Genomic DNA, 20,063 nt, shown 5'->3' with positions numbered 1-20,063 from the left:
ACACCGGCCCTTTACCATCGGTAGGTCACTCCGGCGTAGCCGTGAAATTTCGCGCCAGGCACGAAGGTCGGAGCGGTCAGGCTGGACTCGGGATCTTCCGCCGACAGCCCACGCACCACATAGGCCGTCTGCCAGATCTCGTTGGTGAGATTGCGCAGATCCAGGAACCACTCCCAGGACGGCGTCGGGCGATATGACAAAGCGGCACCGAGAAGCAGATAGCGGTCCTGCTTCAGTCCCGCGTTGTAGTGATCGACGTGGGTGTCTTGCGGCTGCCAACGGGCGGACAGTGTCAAGCCGAGCCGCGGTGACCAGTGATAACCCAGCTCGGCGGTCACCAGATGGACTGGAATCCCAGCGATCCGCTTACCGTCATACCGCCCACCATGGAAACGGAAATCGCTGTAGTTGTAGACCCCTCGCACGGAGAGCCAGTCTCCGGAGCGGAGCAGCCCGCGCTCGCTCCGGGCGCTCACCGCCAGTTCAACACCCTGATGCACCGTATCGTGATCGTAGTTCACCGTGGTGCCGTCAATGGCGAAGTTCTGCACCTCCGCGATCAGCTCATCCTTGACCCGCGAATAAAAGTACGCCCCTTCCCAGGCGAAGGAGCCGGCAATCCGCCGGGTACCCACTTCAAAGGTGTTCGCCATTTGCATTTCGAGGGGCTTGGTCATCAGATACAGGCTCGCCGGCGACGCCGGCACCGACCCCGGCCCCAGATCCACCAATTGCCAGAAGGTGGGCGCTTCCGAACTCCGGCTCACATTGGCGTAGTAATGCGTACCGGCGGAGGGCGAATAAATCAGTCCAAGCTTTGGATTGAGAGCGCGATAGGTCAGCTCGCTGTCGAGCAGGCCAGGGGCTCTCTCATCATCGACGTTCCGTTGGTGCCACGCATACTGAAACGCGGCCACCGCCTGCCACCGTCGGGACAGGGGATAATTGACCTGCGCTCCTCCGACCACGTTGCTGGCCTGCAAATCGAGATCGGCGAAGCGCCTCTCCAGACTGCCGTCGTCGGGATGCACCAGATAGTATTCCCTGGGCATGGCGCCAGAGTTGGCGGACAGGAACACCTGATAGCGAGTCTCGGTTCCGTCCGTATTGGGAACAAACATCTCCGTCCCGTAATCCAGACCGAAATTGCTCGCCTCGGTATTGGCTTGCCAGGCCGGATTCTTGAACCGGTCCCGTATCGATTCGCCGTACACCCCCAGGCTGTGGGAAGCCCGTTCCGTGTACCAGGTGGTTTTGTTGGCCAGTCTGGTCTGCCGGGTGTCCCGTTCCGGCTGGCGCACCCGGACGTTGAGAAAATCCTCTGTGCTTTTATTGTCCGGATCGGCGTAGTCCCCCATCACCGAATCCGGATCGGACAAGGCTCTTTCCTTGGTCAGAAGAAAGGGAATATCGAAACGGTTGTCCGCCAGATTGAGATAGGTCCGGTTGACCCAGTTCCCACCCCGGTATCCGAAGTTGGCAACAAAGGTGTTTCTTTGCGCGCCGCTATGGCTTCGCCAACCATCGGACGCCTGATATCCGGCCCGTATATAGCCATCCCATTGCTCGCCTTTTTCGGCCAGGGCAAGACTACCCCTCCAGGTGTTCCAGGAGCCCCCTTCCAGAGAGACCGACGACGGGCTGTTCCTCGCCGTGCGCATATTGAAGTCAATGGCGCCGCCCAGGGTGGTGCCCCCGTAACGGAGCGCATTGGCACCTCTGTATACGGAGACCAGGCTGGTCTGCTCGGGATCGATCAGACCGATAATAAAAGAGCTGTCCGCCTGGTTGATCGGCAGACCATCATAAAGAATCTGCACGCCACGGCTGACCGGGTTATCCTGAATCCCTGATCCACGGATGTTCAGCCTTGGCTGATCATTGCCGCCGAAGAACTCCTGGATGATAATCCCCGGCTCAAAATCCAGCACCCTGGCCAGAGTAGCCTGGCTGCCCTCCTTCTCTGCGGGATCGATCAGATTGGTCGCACCGGGCACGTCATCGAGCCGGCGTTGCTGCTCCCGCTTTTCATGCACAGCTTCGTTACCGGCTTCGACCGTCACCGGGTCCAGGCGGTTGGGCTCCGCCGCCAGAGCGGTGGTGGCAACGAGCAGGCAACACGACAAACAACGCCTGGTCATCCCCCCACCTCCCACGGAGAAGAGGACGGACTGGTCAGGCCAGGTAGAACATGGCCTTGGCCAACACCACAATCAGCACCATATGGATGAACACACTGTAGTGGGTAATCTTGAAGCGCCGGGAGTTCATATTCCCGCAAACTGCCGCCCGGATGGCGGTAATGAAATGCACCAGGACGCTCAGCGCGAGCACGATCTTCGCGGTTAAAAGCGTGGAAAAAACACTGGAGAATGGCGGATACCAGCCTGCCCAATATACCCTCACCAGTAATCCGATCCCGGTGAGGAAGAGCAGCCCCACCACATAGGGCATGATCTTTCGCGCTCTTCGGTGAATGCCCTCCTCCACCAGCGTCATCATGCCCGCGGGCAGATACCGGCGGATGTTCTCCAGAAAGATCACCTCGAACGCCACAATGCCGATAAAGAGGATCGCACAGAACAGGTGCAGGGTGATCAATACTCCGTATTCCAATTGAATGCTCTCTCGTTAACCGGTCAGGAAATCGAATCATTGCTCACGAACCCCCTGAGCCTCAATGATATTTGTCATGGTGGAGAGGGGCGCCGGGCGCCCCGCTGCGTCGCGGCGCCTACCACTTGCGGCGGATAAGCAAGAGCGAAATCAGGCCCGACAATCCCAAGGGAAGGGAGCCGCCGCCCCCGGAGCCCCCCCCACCGGTTCCGCCGCCATCATCACCGTCACCGGTATTACCACCGTCCGTTTCCCCGCCGGAATCGGCCGGCTCGGTGGTGGCAAGCACCAGATTGACCAGCCGTCCGCCATCTTCGTAGGGGTATTCGTCCGGCAAAACGGTAATGTCCTGATCTTCATCAATGGGTGCGAACATATGGGTGGAAACCGTGAACTCGACAGTCTGATCATCGACTCGGGTAAACGGCACTTCGGCGGCCAGGCTGGCCCAGATGGTGGGCGCCAGCATCTCCTCCCCGTTGATCACCCCGGTGGTGCTGCTGAGAACACGCCGCACGGTAAACAACCGGAGTCCTTGCGGAATCTCCCCAGCGAATTCCAGCCGCATGGGCGGTGCATCGGGAAGCAGGCGGTAAACCACCGTGCCGTCGGACAGTTGTTCGCCCAGCCTGATGTAATCGACGATACCGGCATCATCGAGATACTCTTCGAAGCCGGTCTCGAAGACTTCACCGAACAGTTCGGTTCCCTGCGCACGCCACGCGCTGATCCCGGCTTCGAAGGCCGGCCGGGCCTGTTCCATCATGACGGCAAGGTCATCCATCAGTGCTTTCTTGCGGGCCAACAGCGTTTGCTGTTGCTCGGTCGGTTCATCCCCGAGACTGTCCCGATACGCTTCATAGTCGGCCTTGCGGAATAACCAGTCTCCCTTGGCGGAGAGGTATTCCCCCGCGTACGGCTCAATGAATTCCTTGTTCCACCTGTCCCAATCGGTGTCCTTCGCCGTGGTGCCGAACTGAATCTGGCCCAGCCGGTAGCTCAGTTCCGCGCCGTCCACGGTAACTCGGGGTAAATGTTCACCCACCGAGCTGGATTCAAAATAACGGGAGTCGATGCCGGTAACCGCATTGCCCAGTTGGAAGCGATTCCCTCTACTGTTGATCAATGTCACCAAGCGCCCGTCGAGAAGCCGTATACCGGCGGCCACGGAATCGTCTCCCACGCCTTTGACGCCTTCGATCAGGTCGGGCACGCCATCGTTGTCAGCATCAATCGGCATGGTGACGACGTCGCCGCGTCTGGCGATGTCCAGAACGGTATCAGCGGTAACGCCATAGGCCAGTGCCTGGGCATCGGTAACGCCGTCGCTGTTGCTGTCCGTGCCATCGTCCGGATACATCACCGCGCTTTCGAATTGAGGGGACACGCGGAAGGGAAACACCGCGTTGGGTTTCCCCTCGAACATGGCGGGCAGCCAGCGGCCCGGAATCATGTCCCCATCGGGGCCATCCAGAGTAGTGATCGACAGGGTGCCATCATCGGCTTCTTGTATCTCGAAATCCGTGGTGATCACGCCGAGAGGATAGCCCGCGAAATCGAGGAAGATCTGCAAGGCGAACTGTGCCGTGTAAGTGCCGTCACCATTGTCCACGAAGGTGCCGGTCACTTCGGATGAATCCGGTGTCTTTTCCGGAAAGAGCTGCCCGTCGATTCGTTCCCGGTCCGGGCTGAACAACTGAAACGGCGGCGAGGCCGTCTGCAAGGCGTAGATCCATCCCCCGCCGAGGGTGATCGTCTTGTTATCGAAATCCCACTGCCAGTACTGCGTGGAACGGCTGCCTCCCAACCGGTTGTATTGGGTAGTGTTGTCATACGGGCTGGTCAGCAACTGGTTGATTGGCGCCCGCGAAATCTCCGCCGGCAAGGTAATCGGGCTGTTCATATGCAAGGTATAGCGACCAATGTAGGTACCGCTGAGATCCGCGGTCCCGGCCAGACAAATACCGCTTTGGATTCCGATAAGAACGACGGCGTAACGCGCCGCGTTTTTCAATCTACTATTAGCTTTCATTACAGCGATCCTGATGTTTACCGTGGCGGGCATGCATCGGCATGCCCGTGCTCACAGACCTTCTTTCAGTAAGCGGAGCCCGTCAGTTCAATGGACAGATTGGCTGGGAACGGCGATGCCGGCAGGTTGTGCCCGATGACCCCGTCACCATCGGAATCGATGGTGTCGATGATCAGGACACCGCCGCTGTCGGTGATCTCCAGCGTAATTTCGGTATCCTTGCCGGGGTTACCAAACAACGGGTTGAATACCTTGAAGTTGTAATTGAACGAATAGGTGCCATCGCCGTTGTCGGTGAACGGAATGGTGGTGGTCCCGGCGCTGGTATCGGTCAGCGCGTAATTGAAAATGCCCGAGATACCCAGAAAGCTGGCGTTCACCTGACCGTTGGTGATGGTCATTTCCGCGTTATCGAAGTCCCAGTCCCAGTCGTAGTAGGCCACGCCGGTGGCACGAATGGTGTTGTCGTCCGTGGTCCTGACCTGGATCAGGTAGTCGCCGTAATAAGCCCCGGTCAAACCGGGCGTTCCGGCCATCGCGCTGGCGCCCAGCTGTAACGTGAAGATCCCCAGAATCGTGGCAATGCTAAGAAGCGGTTTCATGGCATTTCTCCGATGATGAAAGGTCGTTCCTTGCTCCTGAATACAGGAACCCCTATCATCTGATAATGATTCTCAAACAAAAATGACTTTTATCAGTTCAATGGGGTGGGTCGTGTCCGTTATCGAAGCGCTGAACAAAACCGCTCTGTTTTCCGGGGTGACATCACCGGCCTTGCGGATCATCGCGAAGGGCGCGCATTCCATATCCGTGCCCTGTGGAGCCCATTTATTCGAGTCGGGGGACGAGGCGCGTTCGTTCTTCCTACTGACTTCCGGCATCGTGCGTCTCTACCGCGCCGGTCTGGACGGTGAGGACAAGGTCTATCAGGTCCTGGGGGAAGGGGATTTGATCGCGGAAACCGCCATGTTTTCCAAACCCTGCGTCTATCCGCTCTCCGCCCAGGCGGAGAGCGACTGTGATCTTTACCGATTACACAAAGAGGGCCTGACCGAATTGGCCGCCAACGATTCCCGCTTCGCCCTGTATCTGCTTGAGCAAATGTCGGGCCGGTTGTATCAGGCGGTCAACCGCTTCGATCAGCTGACCGTGGCCAATGCCGGCCAACGTCTGGTGATGTACCTGCTCGCTCTGATCCAGGAGCAGAAAAGCCACTGGCTGACCCTGCCGGTCAGCGTCAAGGTGCTGGCGAAGCAACTGAACATGTCCCCGGAGACACTTTCCAGATTGCTGGCCCGCTTCCGGGAAAGCGACATGATCAGCGGCCGGGGTCGCAAGTGGGTGGTTTCCGATGCCGCCGGCCTTTGCCAGGTCACCAACCTTCCTCTGCCGGATTCCATGTCCTCCATGGCGGGCAGCCAGTTTTTCCGCTGCTGCAACTTCGGCTAGGGTGTGACCGCCACCGAGCGCCAGGCGGCTTCGGCGAAAACATCTATGTGGCTGGTCGGATCCCCTTTGACTCGGCCCGACAACCAGGCCCGGCAGTAATTTTCCGCCTGTCCGATCAGCAGGGAGGCGTAGGTCTCCCTCGGCAGGGCCCGGATTTCCCCGGCTTTGACGCCTTTCTCCAACCATTCCAGCAAGGCGCCATAACGAGCTTTGTTGCGCGCCTTCAGCCCTTCATTGAACGGGCCGCCGGCCACTGCCGCACGGGCCCGGAACATGAACCGGGCGAGCAAGGCTTGTTCCGTCACCCATTTTAAATAGGCGTGGATCAGCGCCACCACGGCCTCACGCGGCGTCGCGGCGCCCTCCATCGCCGGCGCCATGCACGCCTGCTGATCGTCCAACGCAGCGAAATAAAGCGCCGCCACCAGTCCCTCCTTATTACGGAAATGGTGATAGATGGAACCGATGCTGCTGTCGGCCCGCTGACGGATGGTGTCGATGGTGGTGGCTTCCAGGCCCTGTTCGTCGAAACAGGCCAGCGCACAGCTCATGATGTGCCTCTTATGCGCACGGCGGGCCCCCGGCTCCACGCGCTCGAATACGGACTCCATAGTTCTCCAGGCGTCGATACGTTGACAAGAATACTTTTCTAGAACAATATTCTAGAACTTCATTTAACCATACCAGTATAGTTCGGACCGCCCCGGAGGCCAGTCATGAGTCAGTTGTATCAGTTGTACCAAAGCGTCGATAAGGACACCTTCACGCAGATGGTGTGCGGCCAGGCGCCGTATTTCTCCACCATCGCCCCCCGTTTTGAACTCCTGGAACCCGGCCGCGCCCAGGTCAATGTGCCGTTCCGCAAGGAAATCACCAATCACCTGGGCACGGTCCATGCCATCGCCCTGTGCAATGCGGCGGAACTGGTAGCCGGCACCATGACCGATGTTTCCATTCCCGCTGGTGCGCGCTGGATTCCCAAGGGCATGACAGTGGAATATCGGGCCAAGGCAAAGACCGATGTCGTCGCGGTGGCGGACGGCAGCCAGGTGGATTGGAGTCAGGAAGGGGACCTGGTGGTACCCGTGTCGATCGCCGACAGCGACGGCACCGAGGTGTTCACCGCGGCCATCACCATGAATGTGCGCCACGGCTGACGCCGTGGCGGTAATCGTCAGGAAAACGCCGCCCGCCCCACCGAGGCGCCGCCGTCCACGAACAGGGTCTGACCGGTGATGTAGCCGCTATGCTCGCCGAGCAGGAATTCGATGGCGGCGGCGATTTCGTCCGGCTGGCCGAACCTGTCCATGGGGACACCGGCCAGATAGCGCGCTTCACCTTCACTGCCGGGCGGGTTGTTTTCGCGGAACAGCTCGGTTTCCGTCGGACCGGGCGCCACGGAATTGACGGTGATACCGGTTTTCGCCAGTTCCAGGGCCCAGGTACGGGTGAAGTTGACCAGGGCGGATTTGGCGGAGGCGTAGGCGGTGCGGCCTTGCATGCCCAGCACGGTCAGGCTGGAGATATTGACCACTCGGCCCCAGCCGCGCTGGCGCATCCCCGGCAACACCGCCTGGGTGGCCTGGATGGTCGGGTGCAGGTTCAGCGCCAGCACGCTGTCGAAGGTGTCCAGATCGATCTCGCCCAAAGGCTGCGGGCGCACCGCACCGACATTGTTGACCACACCGTCGAAGTCAAAGCGGTTGGCCAGATCCGCCAGCACCTGCTCGGTGTTGGCGCGGTCGCTCAGATCCGCGGAGATCAAAGTGCCAGGGAAGTCACCCTGGCCGGCGCCGCGGGCCAGGCCCACCACACCATGGCCGGCGGCGGCCAGCCGCTGGGCCAGGGCACGACCGATGCCCTTGCTGGCACCGGTAATCAGAAAGGTTCTTGTTGTCATCATGTTCTCCCGATAGGACAAAGCCCCAAGTGTGCCGTGTCCGACCGGATTGGGACAACGCCCTTGATCAGGTTTCCCGCAACGTACCCACCGCCGCTTTCTGAAAGGCACGGCCCCGTTGTTGCAGCCGTTCCCGCAGCCCGGGCAGAAAACGGTGACTGCTGTAATAAGTGAAGCGCGGAGCGATGGTCATTAGCGGGAACCAGGGCAGGATATGCTCCGGCAGACCGAGCTGGCGCATCTTTTCCTTGCCGAGAAAATAGCGGCTGGTGCTCAGATGCATGTGATAGCGCAGCCGCCGGCGCACGCTCTGAAGACGGGGAAAACGATGCGCCAGTGGTTCCCTGGCCAGCGCCCGCGCCAGTTCCGGCGTGGTCCAGTCCGGCTGGCTCTGGGTCATCAAAGTGTGATGCAAACGCAACGCGCCCTCTTTTTCGGTATCCACCAGCCACTGCTCCTGCACGCCCATCAGCCAGCAGGCGTAGCGCCACAGGTGCATGACCGCCCGGGACTCCCTGGGCGTCACCGGGATCCCCAGCAAGCGCAAGCCATTGAGCATCACCACCGAAAATCCCAGATAGGTCGCCACCATGTCCACCTGGCTCAGCGGCAATCCCCAGCGCTCATGATCCCAATCCTCACGCCGGTCCAGATCCCGGCGCACCAGAGCGTGCACCAGGCGCACCTGCAAGGTAGCGCGATAGCCGGCGGCCAGCGGCTCCAGACCGCCCACCTCGGTGCAGTCGATCCACCAGTGACCGGTGCGCGCCACCCGGCGGCCGGTGCCTTCGGTGAGCGCCCCGGTGAGCACCAGTGACTGATTGAAACCGGACAGCAAATAGCCCCCCATCAGCGCCAGATCACGGAGCACGAAGGTGGCGCCCTCTCCGGTGCCATGAATGAAGCGGGCCCCCAGCTCCAGCAGCTCCGGATCCACCCAGTCCGGCCGGGTTTCCACCTGGCGGAAGAAGCGCACCAGCGGCTCGGGGGCATCCGTCAGGCTGTCCACGCCCTGCTTCAGTGCCTGCTGGAACAACTTGTGGCCGCGACCTCGGCCATACCCCTCCATCCACGCCACCAGCTCATCCATGGCCGGGTCACCTACCCACAGGCCGTCCAGAGCCGCCTGAAACTCCTCCCGGCTCGGCGCCATATCACGCCCCAGCCATAATCGCAGCCACAGTGGCGTGCGCCCCTGGGTTTTTGCAAACGGGCGGGCCCGGGTCGGAGCCGGGCGAGGGGTAACGGACGCGTCCATGGTGTATCTCCTGCGGGCGATGGCCTCTTGTGTTACTCAGAACCATAATGCGAATATGTATTCGCATTCAATTCGCTTTTGGGCCTACCCTGGCCCTGGAGGAGCGTCATGCGCAAACAACCCAGACAGCGGCGCTCGCGGCAGATGGTGGACGCCCTGATCGACGCCACCGCCCAATGCATCACCGAATACGGCGTGGACGGCACCACCACTCCACGCATCGCCGAATGCGCGGGGGTCAGCGTTGGTTCCCTGTATCAGTATTTCAGCGACAAGGACGCCCTGTTCGAGGCCCTCGGCGAGAAACTGGCCCACGATGTGGCACGGGCGCTCAAACGCCTGCCACTGCCGGAATCCGCCAACCTGCATGATCTGGTGGGCGGTGCCATCCGTTTTGGTTTCGAGATGCTCAACGCCCGGGAGGGGCTGTTTCTGGAGCTGATCCGTAATTGGCACCGGCTGCCCACGGCTCGCGTGGCGGACGTGCTACAGGATCACTTCCTGGAACTGGCGCGGCTGTATTTCATCAAGCACCACCAGAAGTACCCGATCGAGGATTTGCAGGTGCGCATGTTCATCGTCGCCAACAGCACCTTGTTCACCATGGTGCGCCAGGTCAGCCAGGACGAAGGGTTGCTACGGCAGGAAGACGTGGCCGAGGGACTCACCAACATGATCGTCGGCTATCTCGGCGGTGAGACAGGCCCGTCCCGGTAGCATGACCGGTACGGGCCCGGTTCAGGACAACCCGGGTTCAGGACAAGGTGGCGAGTTGTTCCCAGGCCCGTTGGACCCGCAGCTCCCGTGGTTTGGAGGCGATCTGGAATAACGGCTGGTCCCGCAGCCAGCGCCGCAATGCCGGGTCCCCGTTGTCACTGCCGCGCCACTGATCGGTCACCCTGCCATACAGGGCCTGGCCCTGACCGAGCAGGCCGGCGAGCGCCACATGGGTCGCCGGGCTGCCGGCATCCACGCTGGCCAGACTGCCCAGCGAAAACAAATTGGCGGCCAGGGCTTCGATGAGCGGATCCGGCCAGCCGCGATAGCGGGCTTCGCGCAACAGATAGGCGTGCGTGGCGATGGCGATGAAGGTGTCTTCCACGGTGCGGAACGGCTTGACGTAGTCGCTGTAACCGTCGCCGGGTAGTACCGCCGCTTGCGGCACCCGTACATTGTCGAAGGCCGCCGCTTGATGGGGCACCTCCGGTACGAATTCCAGCGGCGTCTTCTCCGAGAAATAAATGCCTTCGGAAGAAGCCGGCACCGCCACCACTTTCAACGCCGGCCTGGCTTCCGGTTCATGGCCGTTAATGCGGGCCACCACCAGAAACACATCCGCCACCGGCCCCAGCGTGGTCCAGCTCTTCTCGCCACTGACGGTGACCGTGCCGTCGCCGTTGTCGGTTACCTGAGTACGAATATCCCGAGGGCGATTGCCGCTGCTTTCCGTGGCGCACAGCGCCATCGTCCATTCGTTCTCCAACAATTGGGGTCGGAAGGGAGTCAACAACCGCCGCAATGCCGATTGGTAGCCGCCAGCGAAGGCCCAGGCCAGTCGGTCGGAGAGAAAGCCGCCACTGACCGCCAGCGCCACCGGCGACAAACCCTCGGCGGCCTGGGCCCGCCATTCCGGCGCCCAATCCTCGGCGGTTTCCAAAGCGTCCACGTCCGCCCGGGAACTCAGTGCGAAACGCAGGGCGTCCATTAAATCGGATTGATCAGACATGTGCTCTCCCTCCCTCGGCATTACGAAGCGCGCAGCGGCTTCAAGGCGCCGGCCCATCGTTCCAGTTCATCGAGCATGGCCTGAGCGCTGTCCCGATGATGATCGTTACTTTCAAAGACACCGTCCTGCAGATGTTGGTTCACCATCGGCACCATCACCTGCTCCACCAACGGCATCACCTTCAAGGTGGTCAACAACGGCTTGGTGGCCTGCACCGAACGCAGTCCCCCGGATGCCCCGCCATAGCTGACGAAGCCCGCGGCCTTGTAGTTCCACTCCAGGTACAGGTAATTGAGCGCGTTAGTCAGCGCTGGTGTCGGCCCGAAATTGTACTCCGGCACCACGAAGACAAAGGCGTCGGCGGCATCCACCGTCTCCGCCCAGCGGCGCGTATGTTCATGCTGGTACTTCTGCATTCTCGGGTGATTGGGCTCGTCCAACAAAGGCAGATTCATCTCGGCCAGATCCACCAGACGGGCATCGAAGGCGCCGTGCTCGCTGGCTACCGGGTAGAACCAATCGGCCACCGCCTTGCCCACCCGTCCGGGGCGGGTACTGGCGATCACCACATCAAGACGCAGCATGCGTTACTCTCCGATTGCAGAAGTAATGTCTACAATCTACTCCCCACCGCCGCTACTGCAAACCTTGAAGAAGCAAAACGCGGTCATATTCGCTGCCAAGGCAGCTTCCCACAGCGGCTTCGGAGCGCAAACTGTGGGAGACCAGCTTGCTGGCGAATACGACCCTCGGCGTTGGCCCATTCGCTTGCAAGCAAGCTTCCCACAGCGGCTTCGTAGCAATTTTTTCAGTCGGATTCCGGGCAGAACAGATTGGTTTCGTCGCTACCGCTCAGCCGTACCAGGTCCACATCTCCCTGGAATGGCGTCCGCGTCGTGCTCCCCCAGGCGGCGCCGACCATGGCCCCGGTGGCGTGGCTGGAAAGAATAGGCATGCCGGCGGAGCGATCAAACTCCGCCACGGTTTCACAGTCCAGCTGCACCGTGACGTGATTGCCGTCACTGCCCACCCACAACTCCTGCCAGGTGCCGGCGTCCCCCAACGCCACCACCAGACGACGCTCCTGGTTCGGGAAGTTCAGCACCGCGGCGGCACCGTTCATTTGCAAATCAAAGGCCAGCGCGCCCTGGCTTCCCAGCGAGAACACCGAGCCCTGCGGGTCAGCGGCACTGCGAGCCCGTACATGCAAAGCGAACGCCTCGCCGATCACGGTGTTGGCCAGCACCGAATTTTCCCGGGTGGACAGCTGATAGGTGCCGTCGAAACCCAACACGCCGCCAACAGCGCCGCCCTCCTCCGACCGCGGCGCGGCTTCCAGTTCCTGATAGTTGCCATCCAGAGCGTACAGCGGATTACCGTAGGCGGAATAATCGTTGACGCAAAACTCCTCGCAGTCGGCATCCGCGTCCATCACCCAGAAACCCAGCACGTGGCCATCCACGGGCATGTACTCCACCGGGTTCTCGATGGTGTCACCGGGGACTTCGGTGACACGATCCACGTAACGGGTGTCGTCGCCGCCACAGGCGGTCAACGCAAAGGCCATGACGGCCAGGCTCAACGAAGTCTTGGCGATTTTCATGGTCTGCTCCTTAACGCCCCGCCCGCGGGGTGATGATGGTGTCGTCCACCACGGTGCCATCGAGAGTGCGCGTCAGCACATGCATGTTCTCTCCGTCGATTTGCAGCGTGGTGTAGGTATTGACGTTGTCGTCGAACAGCACATCGGCGAACTTCGCGATGCCGCCGCCGTTGTTGTCGTAGTACTTGGCCGAATCGGAACCAGCGATCAGGTAGGTGGCACCGGCCGGGTGCGGCTGCCCGCCCGCCATCGGCACACTGCGCGAGTACATGTGGTCGTGACCGGAGAGCACCAGATCGATGCCAAGTTCATCCACCAACGGTGGCAGGTACTGCATAACGCGGCCATTGCCGGAGGCCGGGTTGCCGTTGTACGGCGGCCGGTGAATCATGACGATCTTCCAGGTCTGGTCGGACGCGCTCATATCCGCGCGCAGCCAGTCCATCATCTTCGGCCAGTCACGTTCCTCGGTGAGTTCGCTGGTCAGCACGGCGATGTGGGTATTGCCGTAATCGAAGCTGTAGATAGCACCTTCGAAGGGATCGGCCACGCCGCTGTCGGTGGGGTCGAAGCGGAACATGGCGGCGAATTTCTCCGCGCCTTCGTTGTACACCTCATGGTTACCCTCGGTGGGCACCAGCAAACGGGACGCCAGCATGCCGTCACCTTCCAGGGATTCCAGGAACAAGCGCACCAGACGGTAGTCGCTCAAATCCTCGGTCAGGTCGCCCACATGCAGAATCAGATCACCGTCCGGCAATTGCGCCTGCATTTTCTGGTACAGCTCCGTCACCAGACCGCTGCCGTTGAAGATGTTTTCGTTGGACAGGGTCTGGGTGTCGCCGAACAGATGAATGTTCACCTGGTCGTCGCCGTCATCGGTGGTAAAGCTGAATTCGACGCTTTGGTTACCCGCACCATCGCCGACCCGGTAGCGGTAGGTGGTTCCCGGCGTCAGGTTAGCCAGCGCCACATGATGCACCCGCACCACGCCCGCTTCGGAGCCGTAGAAGAAGGGCAGGATCCCGGATTCACCGGTGGCGCTCTGATTCAGGGAACCGGCGCCGTAGGCGACCTCGCTGGCGCTCACGTCCGTGGAGGTGTACCAGGTCACGTTCACCTGAGAGCCATCACTGCCCGGGGTCAGGTACACATGGCGCGGCGCCGGCGTCAGCCGTTCCACCAATGCCTGCACATCGGTCATCAGCGACGAGCCCTGATCGTCATAGGCCCGGAACAGCAAATCCTGGGAGTCGCTGCCGGCGGGCAGGGTCACGGCCAGACGGCCTTCCGCGTCGGTGGTGCCGAGCACCACGACGTCACTGATCTGGTCCGTGCCACTGTTGTAGGTGAAGGTCTCCACCGTCACCCCGGAGGCGGCGTTACCCTGCTGATCCACCACCAGCATGTCCAATTGCTGGCCGCTGATGCCCCAGTGGGTCAGCAAACGATAACGGCTGCCCACTTCCTTGCGCACCACCGGGTGGTAGTAGGTATCGCCATCCAACTGGCCGTTCACCACTACCGAAACGAAGGTGTTCTGGATGTAGTCGCGCACCTTCAGTTCCAGATACGCCACCACGCCGGTATTGTCATTGAACCCGGTAAAGCGCCCGCTCCAGTTGCCTTCCGTGGTGCTGACATCGGTGGCGCTCAGGTCACCGTCGATCACCGTCATGGCGGCTTTGGTGGCGTCGTAGTCGAGACTCAGATTCAAGTCACCGAAGTTGCCGCCGCCCTCCACGCGGATCGGTACCTGGAAGGTGCCGCCGGGGTAGAACTGGATATTGGCACTGTCGATGTAAACACGCGGACCACCGGTCAGCACCTGGAACAGATAATCCCCGGCGGTGACGTTGCCGTTGGTATCCGCCACGCGGTAGTCCACCCGGTGCCAGCCGTCCGCCAGACCGGCGCTCTGGAATTCGATACGGTCCTGGCCATTGTTGGTGAGCGAGGCGGAAACGTCCTGGCCATCCAGGGCCACATAAGCGCTGCCAAAATCCACGCCGGAATCGTCATGCACCTGCAAGGACAACAAAGGATCAGGCTGCTCCACCGTGGCGTCGGCTTGCGGCGACACCGTCACACCGGGACCGGCGAGATCGGTGTCATCGCTGTAGATGGCGGTGAAGTCGTCCAGAATCACGTGGGAGTCGATGCGCTCGGCGGTCTTCAATACCAGGAAGCGGAACGGCTGGAAGAAACGCAGCGGTTCCCTGTAGCCGGACCCGATTTCCGCTTTCATGAAATGCCAGCCCCGTTCCGGCAAGGCATCGCCATCGTTGTTGTAGTTCAAGGTGACGGTCTTGCCGTCGGCATCCTTGAGACTGCCACGCACCCACCACACCTTGCCGGCCAGTTCATCAGGGATATAAACGTTCACGCCCAGATACTTGGGGTACCCCGGCAATTCGGTGACCTGGCCTGGATCGGTGAGATAAGCGCCGAAAGTGCCGGGCTGGGCGGGGTCCGCTTCCCAGCTCAGCTTCATCGAGTAGTTACCAGAAAATACCTGATCGGATACTTTCTCGATATTCACCGCCTTGTGTCGCGCACCGCCTGGCGCGAAGGCGCTGGTGTCACCCTCGAAGTCGGTCACCAGTTCCGGCGCCACGCCGATGTTCACCACGGTACTGGCGCTCTTCCCGGCAGCGGTGGCGGTAACGGTACAACTGCGGCCTTGCACCGGCGCCACGGACAGCACGCCGGTTTCCGGATTCAGAGCGCAATCGTCGGTGTTGTCCAGCTCATAGCTGATGACGTCGTTGGAATAGTGCACGCTGTCGCCGTCACTGATCAGCAGCGGCGTCAGTTGCAGGCTGCCGCCGCTGTCCACCGCGTACTGCTCGCTGGGGAAGCGGATCTCATCGATGGTACTGGTGACGCGCACACGGGCCACACCCTTTTGTTCGCCGACCCGAACCACCACATACCCTTGCGCGTCCGCATCGGCGGCTTTGAAGGCACCGGTGCGGCTGTCGATCAACCCCAGGGACGCATCGCTGATGCCGTACTCCGGGATGTCACCGCCGCCTTCCCAGGACGCACTGTCGTAACCCACGCCCCGGAAGCGGCGATAAACGGCTCCGGCCATCACCGTCAGTTCCCGGGGGTAAACCGCCACCGCGTTAGCGTCGTAGCGCGCCTGTTCCGCGTTCAACACCAGGCCCCACTTGGTGGCGGTGACCCGCTCGGCGCCATCGGAGGGCGTATTCACCAGGTAGGTGTAACGTTCGCCGGGCAGACGTGCCGCCAACGTGGAAGAGCCGCCGCCGTCCAGGTTGATCGCCTGCACCGCGCCATAGCCGATCATGATCTGGCCCAGCTTGGTCTGGGTGATACCGTCGTAGAGAGAGCCCACCGGCTTGTCCACCACCAGGAAAAAGGCGCTGCCATCGGCGCGAATGCCGAAAGCGGTGCGGCTGCTTACCGCCACTTCATCCTGATTGCTGCCAAGCTGACCGTCCTTCACCAACAGACCACGGCCGAAGCCAGCCCCCAGGGCACTTTCCACCTGGTCCCAGGACGGATCGTCGGTTTCGTAACGGATAGCCACCCGGCTGCCCGTGGACAGCACACCGCCATCCACCAACAACGCATGACCAGCGGGAACCACGTAGTGGGCACGGTCTTCCACGCGCCCCACCACGGTTCCAGACAATGGTGGCAACTGCATGCTCACCTCGCCGTCGCCCCGCTCCACCACACTGACTCCGTTGGCCTCGGCGGCGATCAGCGCGGCGCTGCGACCGGTCAGATCAACGGTGCCGCGATAGCTTTCCGCCGGGTACAGCTCCAGTTCGGAACTGCCACGGCTGAAGCTGGTGTTGGCCTGGCTGGCGTTATCGAAGTAATGCACCTTGCCCAGCGGCTCCAGCAACTGGCCATTGTGATACACATTCAGAGTGAACTCCGGCACCTGCTCAAGAATGCCGGGCGAACCGTCCTGGTACACCACGATCGCCTGTTCGTTGCGATCGGAAAACCCCGTGTAGGTGACCCCGTCCTTTTTGATCAGACCCATGTTCCAGCCCTGGGTCATGTTATACGGATCGGCGTTTACCGCCAGAATCACGTTTTGGCCGTTGTCGATGGCATGGTTGGCGGACGCGGTGGTGCGCTCGAAGGAGAATTGTCCATTGGAACGGGTCAACGGCACCAAAGAGAGACTGCCGCCGGTGGTGAACTCCGCACTGAAGATGCCTTCATCGCGAACGTGATTCAGACGACCGCTGGTCAGGCTCAGATCGGTATTGATCTGGAAGCGCTGATATTCGCTGATCGATGTCGCCTCGGTTTCCCTCGCGGTGACACCGTTCACCACAGGGGCAGGGTGTGGCTGGAACTGATCGTCGGCGTCGTCAGGCGCGGCGATTATATTCGCGGTAAAGGTTTCCGCACCGGAAAGATCCTCCACATAGGGGACATCCTCTTCCACCGGCACTTCGACGATCTTGTCCACGAATTTGGTGTCGGTATCCCCACCACAACCGGCCAGCAAGGACGCGATCAACGCTGGCAATACAGCCACACGCCATCGGCCCACGTGGCGAACGCAAGCTCCCATGATGTTCTCCCGAATAGATAAACCAATGTCAGGGCAAAGACCCTGCTAAAGATCGGGCACGATAAGAGAGCACAATGGCAAATCGATTACCGGCAGGTGACAGGGGTTATGACAACCGGCCTTCCCTTTCCCCATGTCACAGCGGTGAAATTTCCCCTCATGCAAAACTGTAAGAAAGAACAGGGTAATCATCATGAAACCGCAATACTTACTGCCTAATCTGTTATGAAAATCCGAGAATCAAAATCATAAAACGAACACCCATAAACCACAGGGAAGGCTCAGGGGGATGTTCTACGACAAAAGCGTGGTGGCCCAGATCCTGGCCATCACCCGCCTTACACGTCTTACACGTTTACACACCGCGGTGGAGTACTTCATCCGTGAACATGGCTTCCATTGCTATTTTTTTGTCATCAACAGCACGGTATCTCTGAATCAGTCCGAACCACTGCGCCTGCATAATCTGGCCGACGACTGGGTTCAGCTTTACCGGGACGAGCACCTGATCAATACCGATCCGCTGGTCCACTATGCCCTGAACCATCAGTTACCCTTGGACTGGCGGTCCCTCATGACCCTGCCGGACTACGACACCGGCGAACAACGCCGCGTCATGATCCTGCGTGCCCACCACGGCATGGCCTCCGGCTGCACCGTTCCCCTGTCCATCGGCGGCCTGCATGCCCGTTTCAACCTGATCAGTGAACAAGACGGCGAGCGCGCCTGGGACCACGTTCATCAATTCCTGCCCTACGCCCTGTTGCTCGGCAACGTGATCCTGGAACGCACTCGTACACTACGCGGCCAGGATGGCACCACCACAGCACAACAACGTGAAGCCCATTGCGCCGAAGCACTCAACAGCCGCGAACGGGAATGTCTGGTGTGGGCCAGCGCCGGCCACACCAACAACGAAATCGGCCAACGCCTGGGCATCACCGAACGCACCGTGGTCTATCACATCAGCAACGCCTGCCGGAAACTGCGCGCCCGCAACCGTCAGCATGCGGTGACCCGGGCGATTCTTTCCCGGCAATTGCCGTTGGAAGGACTGCCTGTGCAGTTTGATTTGCAGGGTGGCGGGGACGACTGAAGCGGGTAAAAGCCTCGGCATGTTTACTCTGGCCCCGTCGAAATGTTCGCTTGCAAGCAAGCTTCCCACAGCCCTTATGTCATGCCGGACCAGCAAGTAAACGTCATGCCGGACTTGATCCGGCATCTCCTTCTACGAAGCCATGTACCCTCCAGAGGGAGATCCCGGGTCACACAACGGTGCTTAGAACACCGTTTGGATGCCCCGCAGGGGGCGTTCAATGGCCTTAAGCCGTTGAACTCTCTTCCCCGGGATGACGGAGTACGGCCTTTAAAAAAAAGGGGCGCCCTCCAGGGGCGCCCCGCTCCGGTCAGGACCGGATGTGGTGCTTAGTTGATGCAATTGTCGATGATGTTTTCAGATGCGGTTTGGATACCGCTGGCCAGGCGGGCAAAGCCTACCGGCAGAGCGGAAGAGCCGCTGATCACTTCCTTGAACAGATCCCGGGTTGCCGCCGGATCCACGTTGTTGTCGGTGTAGGTCAGCAGGTTGGTGACGGCGGCAATCGGATAGTCACCTTCCAGTTGGGCCGCCGGATTGATCACCGCCAGACAACCTTCAACCAGAGCCGGATCAATGGAAAACAGGGTTTGTGTGGTCGGCAGACCAGTGGATAAATCAACATCCCCCAGAACCGTATCCGGCAGCAGATCACCGGTAGCGTACCCTACAGAGGAGGCGGTAGCGGGATCGTGCCCTTCGATCAAGGCATAGGCCAGACCGGCCTCATCCACGTTGGCGAAGTTGGCGAAGCCGATGGATCCGCTGTTGGTGGCTACCGCCGCAACCACACCACCGTTACCGCTGGCGGTAACACTGGAGTTGTAATCGGAAGGACCGTAGGAATCGGTGAAGTCTTCTGAAGTAACAAAGTCATCACCATAGTTAACGTTACAGTTAGCGGCGAAGTACTGGGTCGTGGCGAAAACCGTGCCACTCTCATCGGTACGGACCACCATGGTGATCGGGTCGGAGGAGCTGACGCCCACATCGGTCCAGACTTGAGCGTCACCGCTGAAGATGTCGCACACTTGCTCGGTGGTCAGATTCACGTTGGTGATCGGATTACCAAAGTTATCTTCAACGTTCACCGGCAGACCGATCAATGCACCCAGAGCAGGCACCTGTACCAGATTATCGCGGGTGGCTTGATTGCCATTCTGGAAGGTAGCGATGTCACTGGCGTTCAGCGGAGCATCAGAGCCGGCGAAATCCGGCAGTGCGTTCAGGCCGCTGAAACCGGCGGGGGAAGCGCTGTAGTCCCGGCAGTCGCCAGACGCGGACCAGCCCGGAGCACCGAGCAAAACGCGGCGACCCGTGCCGCTGCCGGTTTGGCAGTAGGAAGCAGTATTACCGGTGCTTAATTCATATTCATCGAAAATGGAACCGATACCAACGAAAGATTCCAGATAACCGGCACCCGCGGTCAAACCCGCGTTGGTGGACAGACGGGCTTGCGGGCTGGTCAGGGTGAAATCAGCCCCCACATAAGCCAGAGCCGGCAGGGAAGCACCACCGCCTACCAGATCGGTGGCGGAGGCAGCGAAAGGAGCGGAAGCGATAGCGGCAGCCAAGGCTGCCTTCTTGATCATGGCGTTCATAACAACAATACCCTCTTGGTGTCTAATTCGATTGCAACGAAGTGCGGCGAACCGCATGAACCACACTAAAGAGGGCGCGTTTCCAAACCTTTTCATTTCAGGGAATATTGCCGGTCGATCAGGCGACGTTTTCTTGTCACGGTTTTGTTGTTTCCGGCAGTTTGTAACCGGTTTTCGTTGTCTTTTATGAACCCCGCTTGCATACGGGGGTT

At 60.5% G+C, this 20,063-nt stretch carries 16 protein-coding genes; 4 read left to right on the top strand and 12 right to left on the bottom strand.

The window, feature by feature from the left end; all coding sequences use genetic code 11:
* Positions 1 to 11: 11 nt before the first annotated feature.
* The 4 genes from MA04_RS02145 to MA04_RS02130 form a co-directional block, all read right to left on the bottom strand.
* Positions 12 to 2,141: a TonB-dependent receptor family protein gene (locus tag MA04_RS02145; protein ID WP_262459304.1), complete on the bottom strand. Its 2,130-nt coding sequence runs from the start codon at positions 2,139 to 2,141 to the stop codon at positions 12 to 14.
* 34 nt (positions 2,142 to 2,175) lie between these two features.
* Positions 2,176 to 2,601, bottom strand: a complete 426-nt coding sequence (locus MA04_RS02140) for a CopD family copper resistance protein (protein WP_022994160.1) — start codon at positions 2,599 to 2,601, stop codon at positions 2,176 to 2,178.
* A 133-nt stretch (positions 2,602 to 2,734) separates the two neighbouring features.
* Positions 2,735 to 4,648 (bottom strand): hypothetical protein, encoded by a 1,914-nt coding sequence (locus MA04_RS02135; RefSeq protein WP_262459303.1) that lies wholly within the window; start codon positions 4,646 to 4,648, stop codon positions 2,735 to 2,737.
* 65 nt (positions 4,649 to 4,713) lie between these two features.
* Positions 4,714 to 5,250 carry a hypothetical protein gene (locus MA04_RS02130; RefSeq protein ID WP_063140282.1) on the bottom strand — a complete coding sequence of 179 codons (537 nt, stop codon included), beginning with the start codon at positions 5,248 to 5,250 and terminating at the stop codon, positions 4,714 to 4,716.
* A 112-nt stretch (positions 5,251 to 5,362) separates the two neighbouring features.
* Here MA04_RS02130 and MA04_RS02125 point away from each other — a divergent pair, with 112 nt between their 5' ends.
* On the top strand, positions 5,363 to 6,097 hold the full coding sequence (locus tag MA04_RS02125; protein WP_163125283.1) for a Crp/Fnr family transcriptional regulator: 735 nt from the start codon (positions 5,363 to 5,365) through the stop codon (positions 6,095 to 6,097).
* Here MA04_RS02125 and MA04_RS02120 read toward each other — a convergent pair.
* Positions 6,094 to 6,648: a TetR/AcrR family transcriptional regulator gene (locus tag MA04_RS02120; protein WP_240342726.1), complete on the bottom strand. Its 555-nt coding sequence runs from the start codon at positions 6,646 to 6,648 to the stop codon at positions 6,094 to 6,096. The two genes, MA04_RS02125 and MA04_RS02120, sit on opposite strands and share 4 nt — an antisense overlap.
* Positions 6,649 to 6,813: 165 nt before the next feature.
* Between MA04_RS02120 and MA04_RS02115 the strand changes: the two genes are divergently transcribed.
* Entirely contained in the window at positions 6,814 to 7,254 is a 441-nt protein-coding gene (locus tag MA04_RS02115; protein ID WP_163125287.1) for a hotdog fold domain-containing protein, read from the top strand.
* Positions 7,255 to 7,271: 17 nt separating this feature from the next.
* Here the strand turns inward: MA04_RS02115 and MA04_RS02110 are convergent, their stop codons facing one another.
* Positions 7,272 to 8,000 (bottom strand): SDR family oxidoreductase, encoded by a 729-nt coding sequence (locus tag MA04_RS02110; protein ID WP_262459302.1) that lies wholly within the window; start codon positions 7,998 to 8,000, stop codon positions 7,272 to 7,274.
* 64 nt (positions 8,001 to 8,064) lie between these two features.
* The gene (locus MA04_RS02105) at positions 8,065 to 9,255 is read right to left on the bottom strand and encodes an oxygenase MpaB family protein (protein ID WP_163125289.1); all 1,191 of its coding nucleotides are present in this window, start codon (positions 9,253 to 9,255) and stop codon (positions 8,065 to 8,067) included.
* Between the two features lie 108 nt (positions 9,256 to 9,363).
* On the opposite strand from MA04_RS02105, the gene MA04_RS02100 reads away from it, so the two are divergent.
* Positions 9,364 to 9,972: a TetR/AcrR family transcriptional regulator gene (locus MA04_RS02100; RefSeq protein WP_262459301.1), complete on the top strand. Its 609-nt coding sequence runs from the start codon at positions 9,364 to 9,366 to the stop codon at positions 9,970 to 9,972.
* A 37-nt stretch (positions 9,973 to 10,009) separates the two neighbouring features.
* On the opposite strand, the gene MA04_RS02095 is transcribed toward MA04_RS02100, so the two are convergent.
* The 4 genes from MA04_RS02095 to MA04_RS02080 all read right to left on the bottom strand — a co-directional run bounded on the left by MA04_RS02095 (position 10,010) and on the right by MA04_RS02080 (position 17,154).
* Positions 10,010 to 10,981 (bottom strand): acyl-CoA dehydrogenase family protein, encoded by a 972-nt coding sequence (locus MA04_RS02095; RefSeq protein ID WP_262459300.1) that lies wholly within the window; start codon positions 10,979 to 10,981, stop codon positions 10,010 to 10,012.
* A gap of 20 nt (positions 10,982 to 11,001) precedes the next feature.
* Complete coding sequence (locus MA04_RS02090) at positions 11,002 to 11,565, bottom strand: NADPH-dependent FMN reductase (protein ID WP_262459299.1); 564 nt, start codon at positions 11,563 to 11,565, stop codon at positions 11,002 to 11,004.
* Positions 11,566 to 11,789: 224 nt separating this feature from the next.
* Positions 11,790 to 12,584 carry a hypothetical protein gene (locus MA04_RS02085; protein ID WP_262459298.1) on the bottom strand — a complete coding sequence of 265 codons (795 nt, stop codon included), beginning with the start codon at positions 12,582 to 12,584 and terminating at the stop codon, positions 11,790 to 11,792.
* A gap of 10 nt (positions 12,585 to 12,594) precedes the next feature.
* Positions 12,595 to 17,154, bottom strand: a complete 4,560-nt coding sequence (locus MA04_RS02080) for a phosphodiester glycosidase family protein (RefSeq protein WP_262459297.1) — start codon at positions 17,152 to 17,154, stop codon at positions 12,595 to 12,597.
* A 289-nt stretch (positions 17,155 to 17,443) separates the two neighbouring features.
* Between MA04_RS02080 and MA04_RS02075 the strand changes: the two genes are divergently transcribed.
* Positions 17,444 to 18,250: a helix-turn-helix transcriptional regulator gene (locus MA04_RS02075; protein WP_262459296.1), complete on the top strand. Its 807-nt coding sequence runs from the start codon at positions 17,444 to 17,446 to the stop codon at positions 18,248 to 18,250.
* A 329-nt stretch (positions 18,251 to 18,579) separates the two neighbouring features.
* Here the strand turns inward: MA04_RS02075 and MA04_RS02070 are convergent, their stop codons facing one another.
* Positions 18,580 to 19,851 (bottom strand): PstS family phosphate ABC transporter substrate-binding protein, encoded by a 1,272-nt coding sequence (locus tag MA04_RS02070; protein WP_262459295.1) that lies wholly within the window; start codon positions 19,849 to 19,851, stop codon positions 18,580 to 18,582.
* Positions 19,852 to 20,063 lie beyond the last annotated feature (212 nt).

It is taken from the genome of Alloalcanivorax balearicus MACL04 (genome assembly GCF_025532145.1).
In the GTDB taxonomy this organism is placed as follows: domain Bacteria; phylum Pseudomonadota; class Gammaproteobacteria; order Pseudomonadales; family Alcanivoracaceae; genus Alloalcanivorax; species Alloalcanivorax balearicus.
The sequence above is the reverse complement of the archived record's forward strand: the minus strand, read 5'-3'. Positions and strand labels throughout refer to the sequence as shown.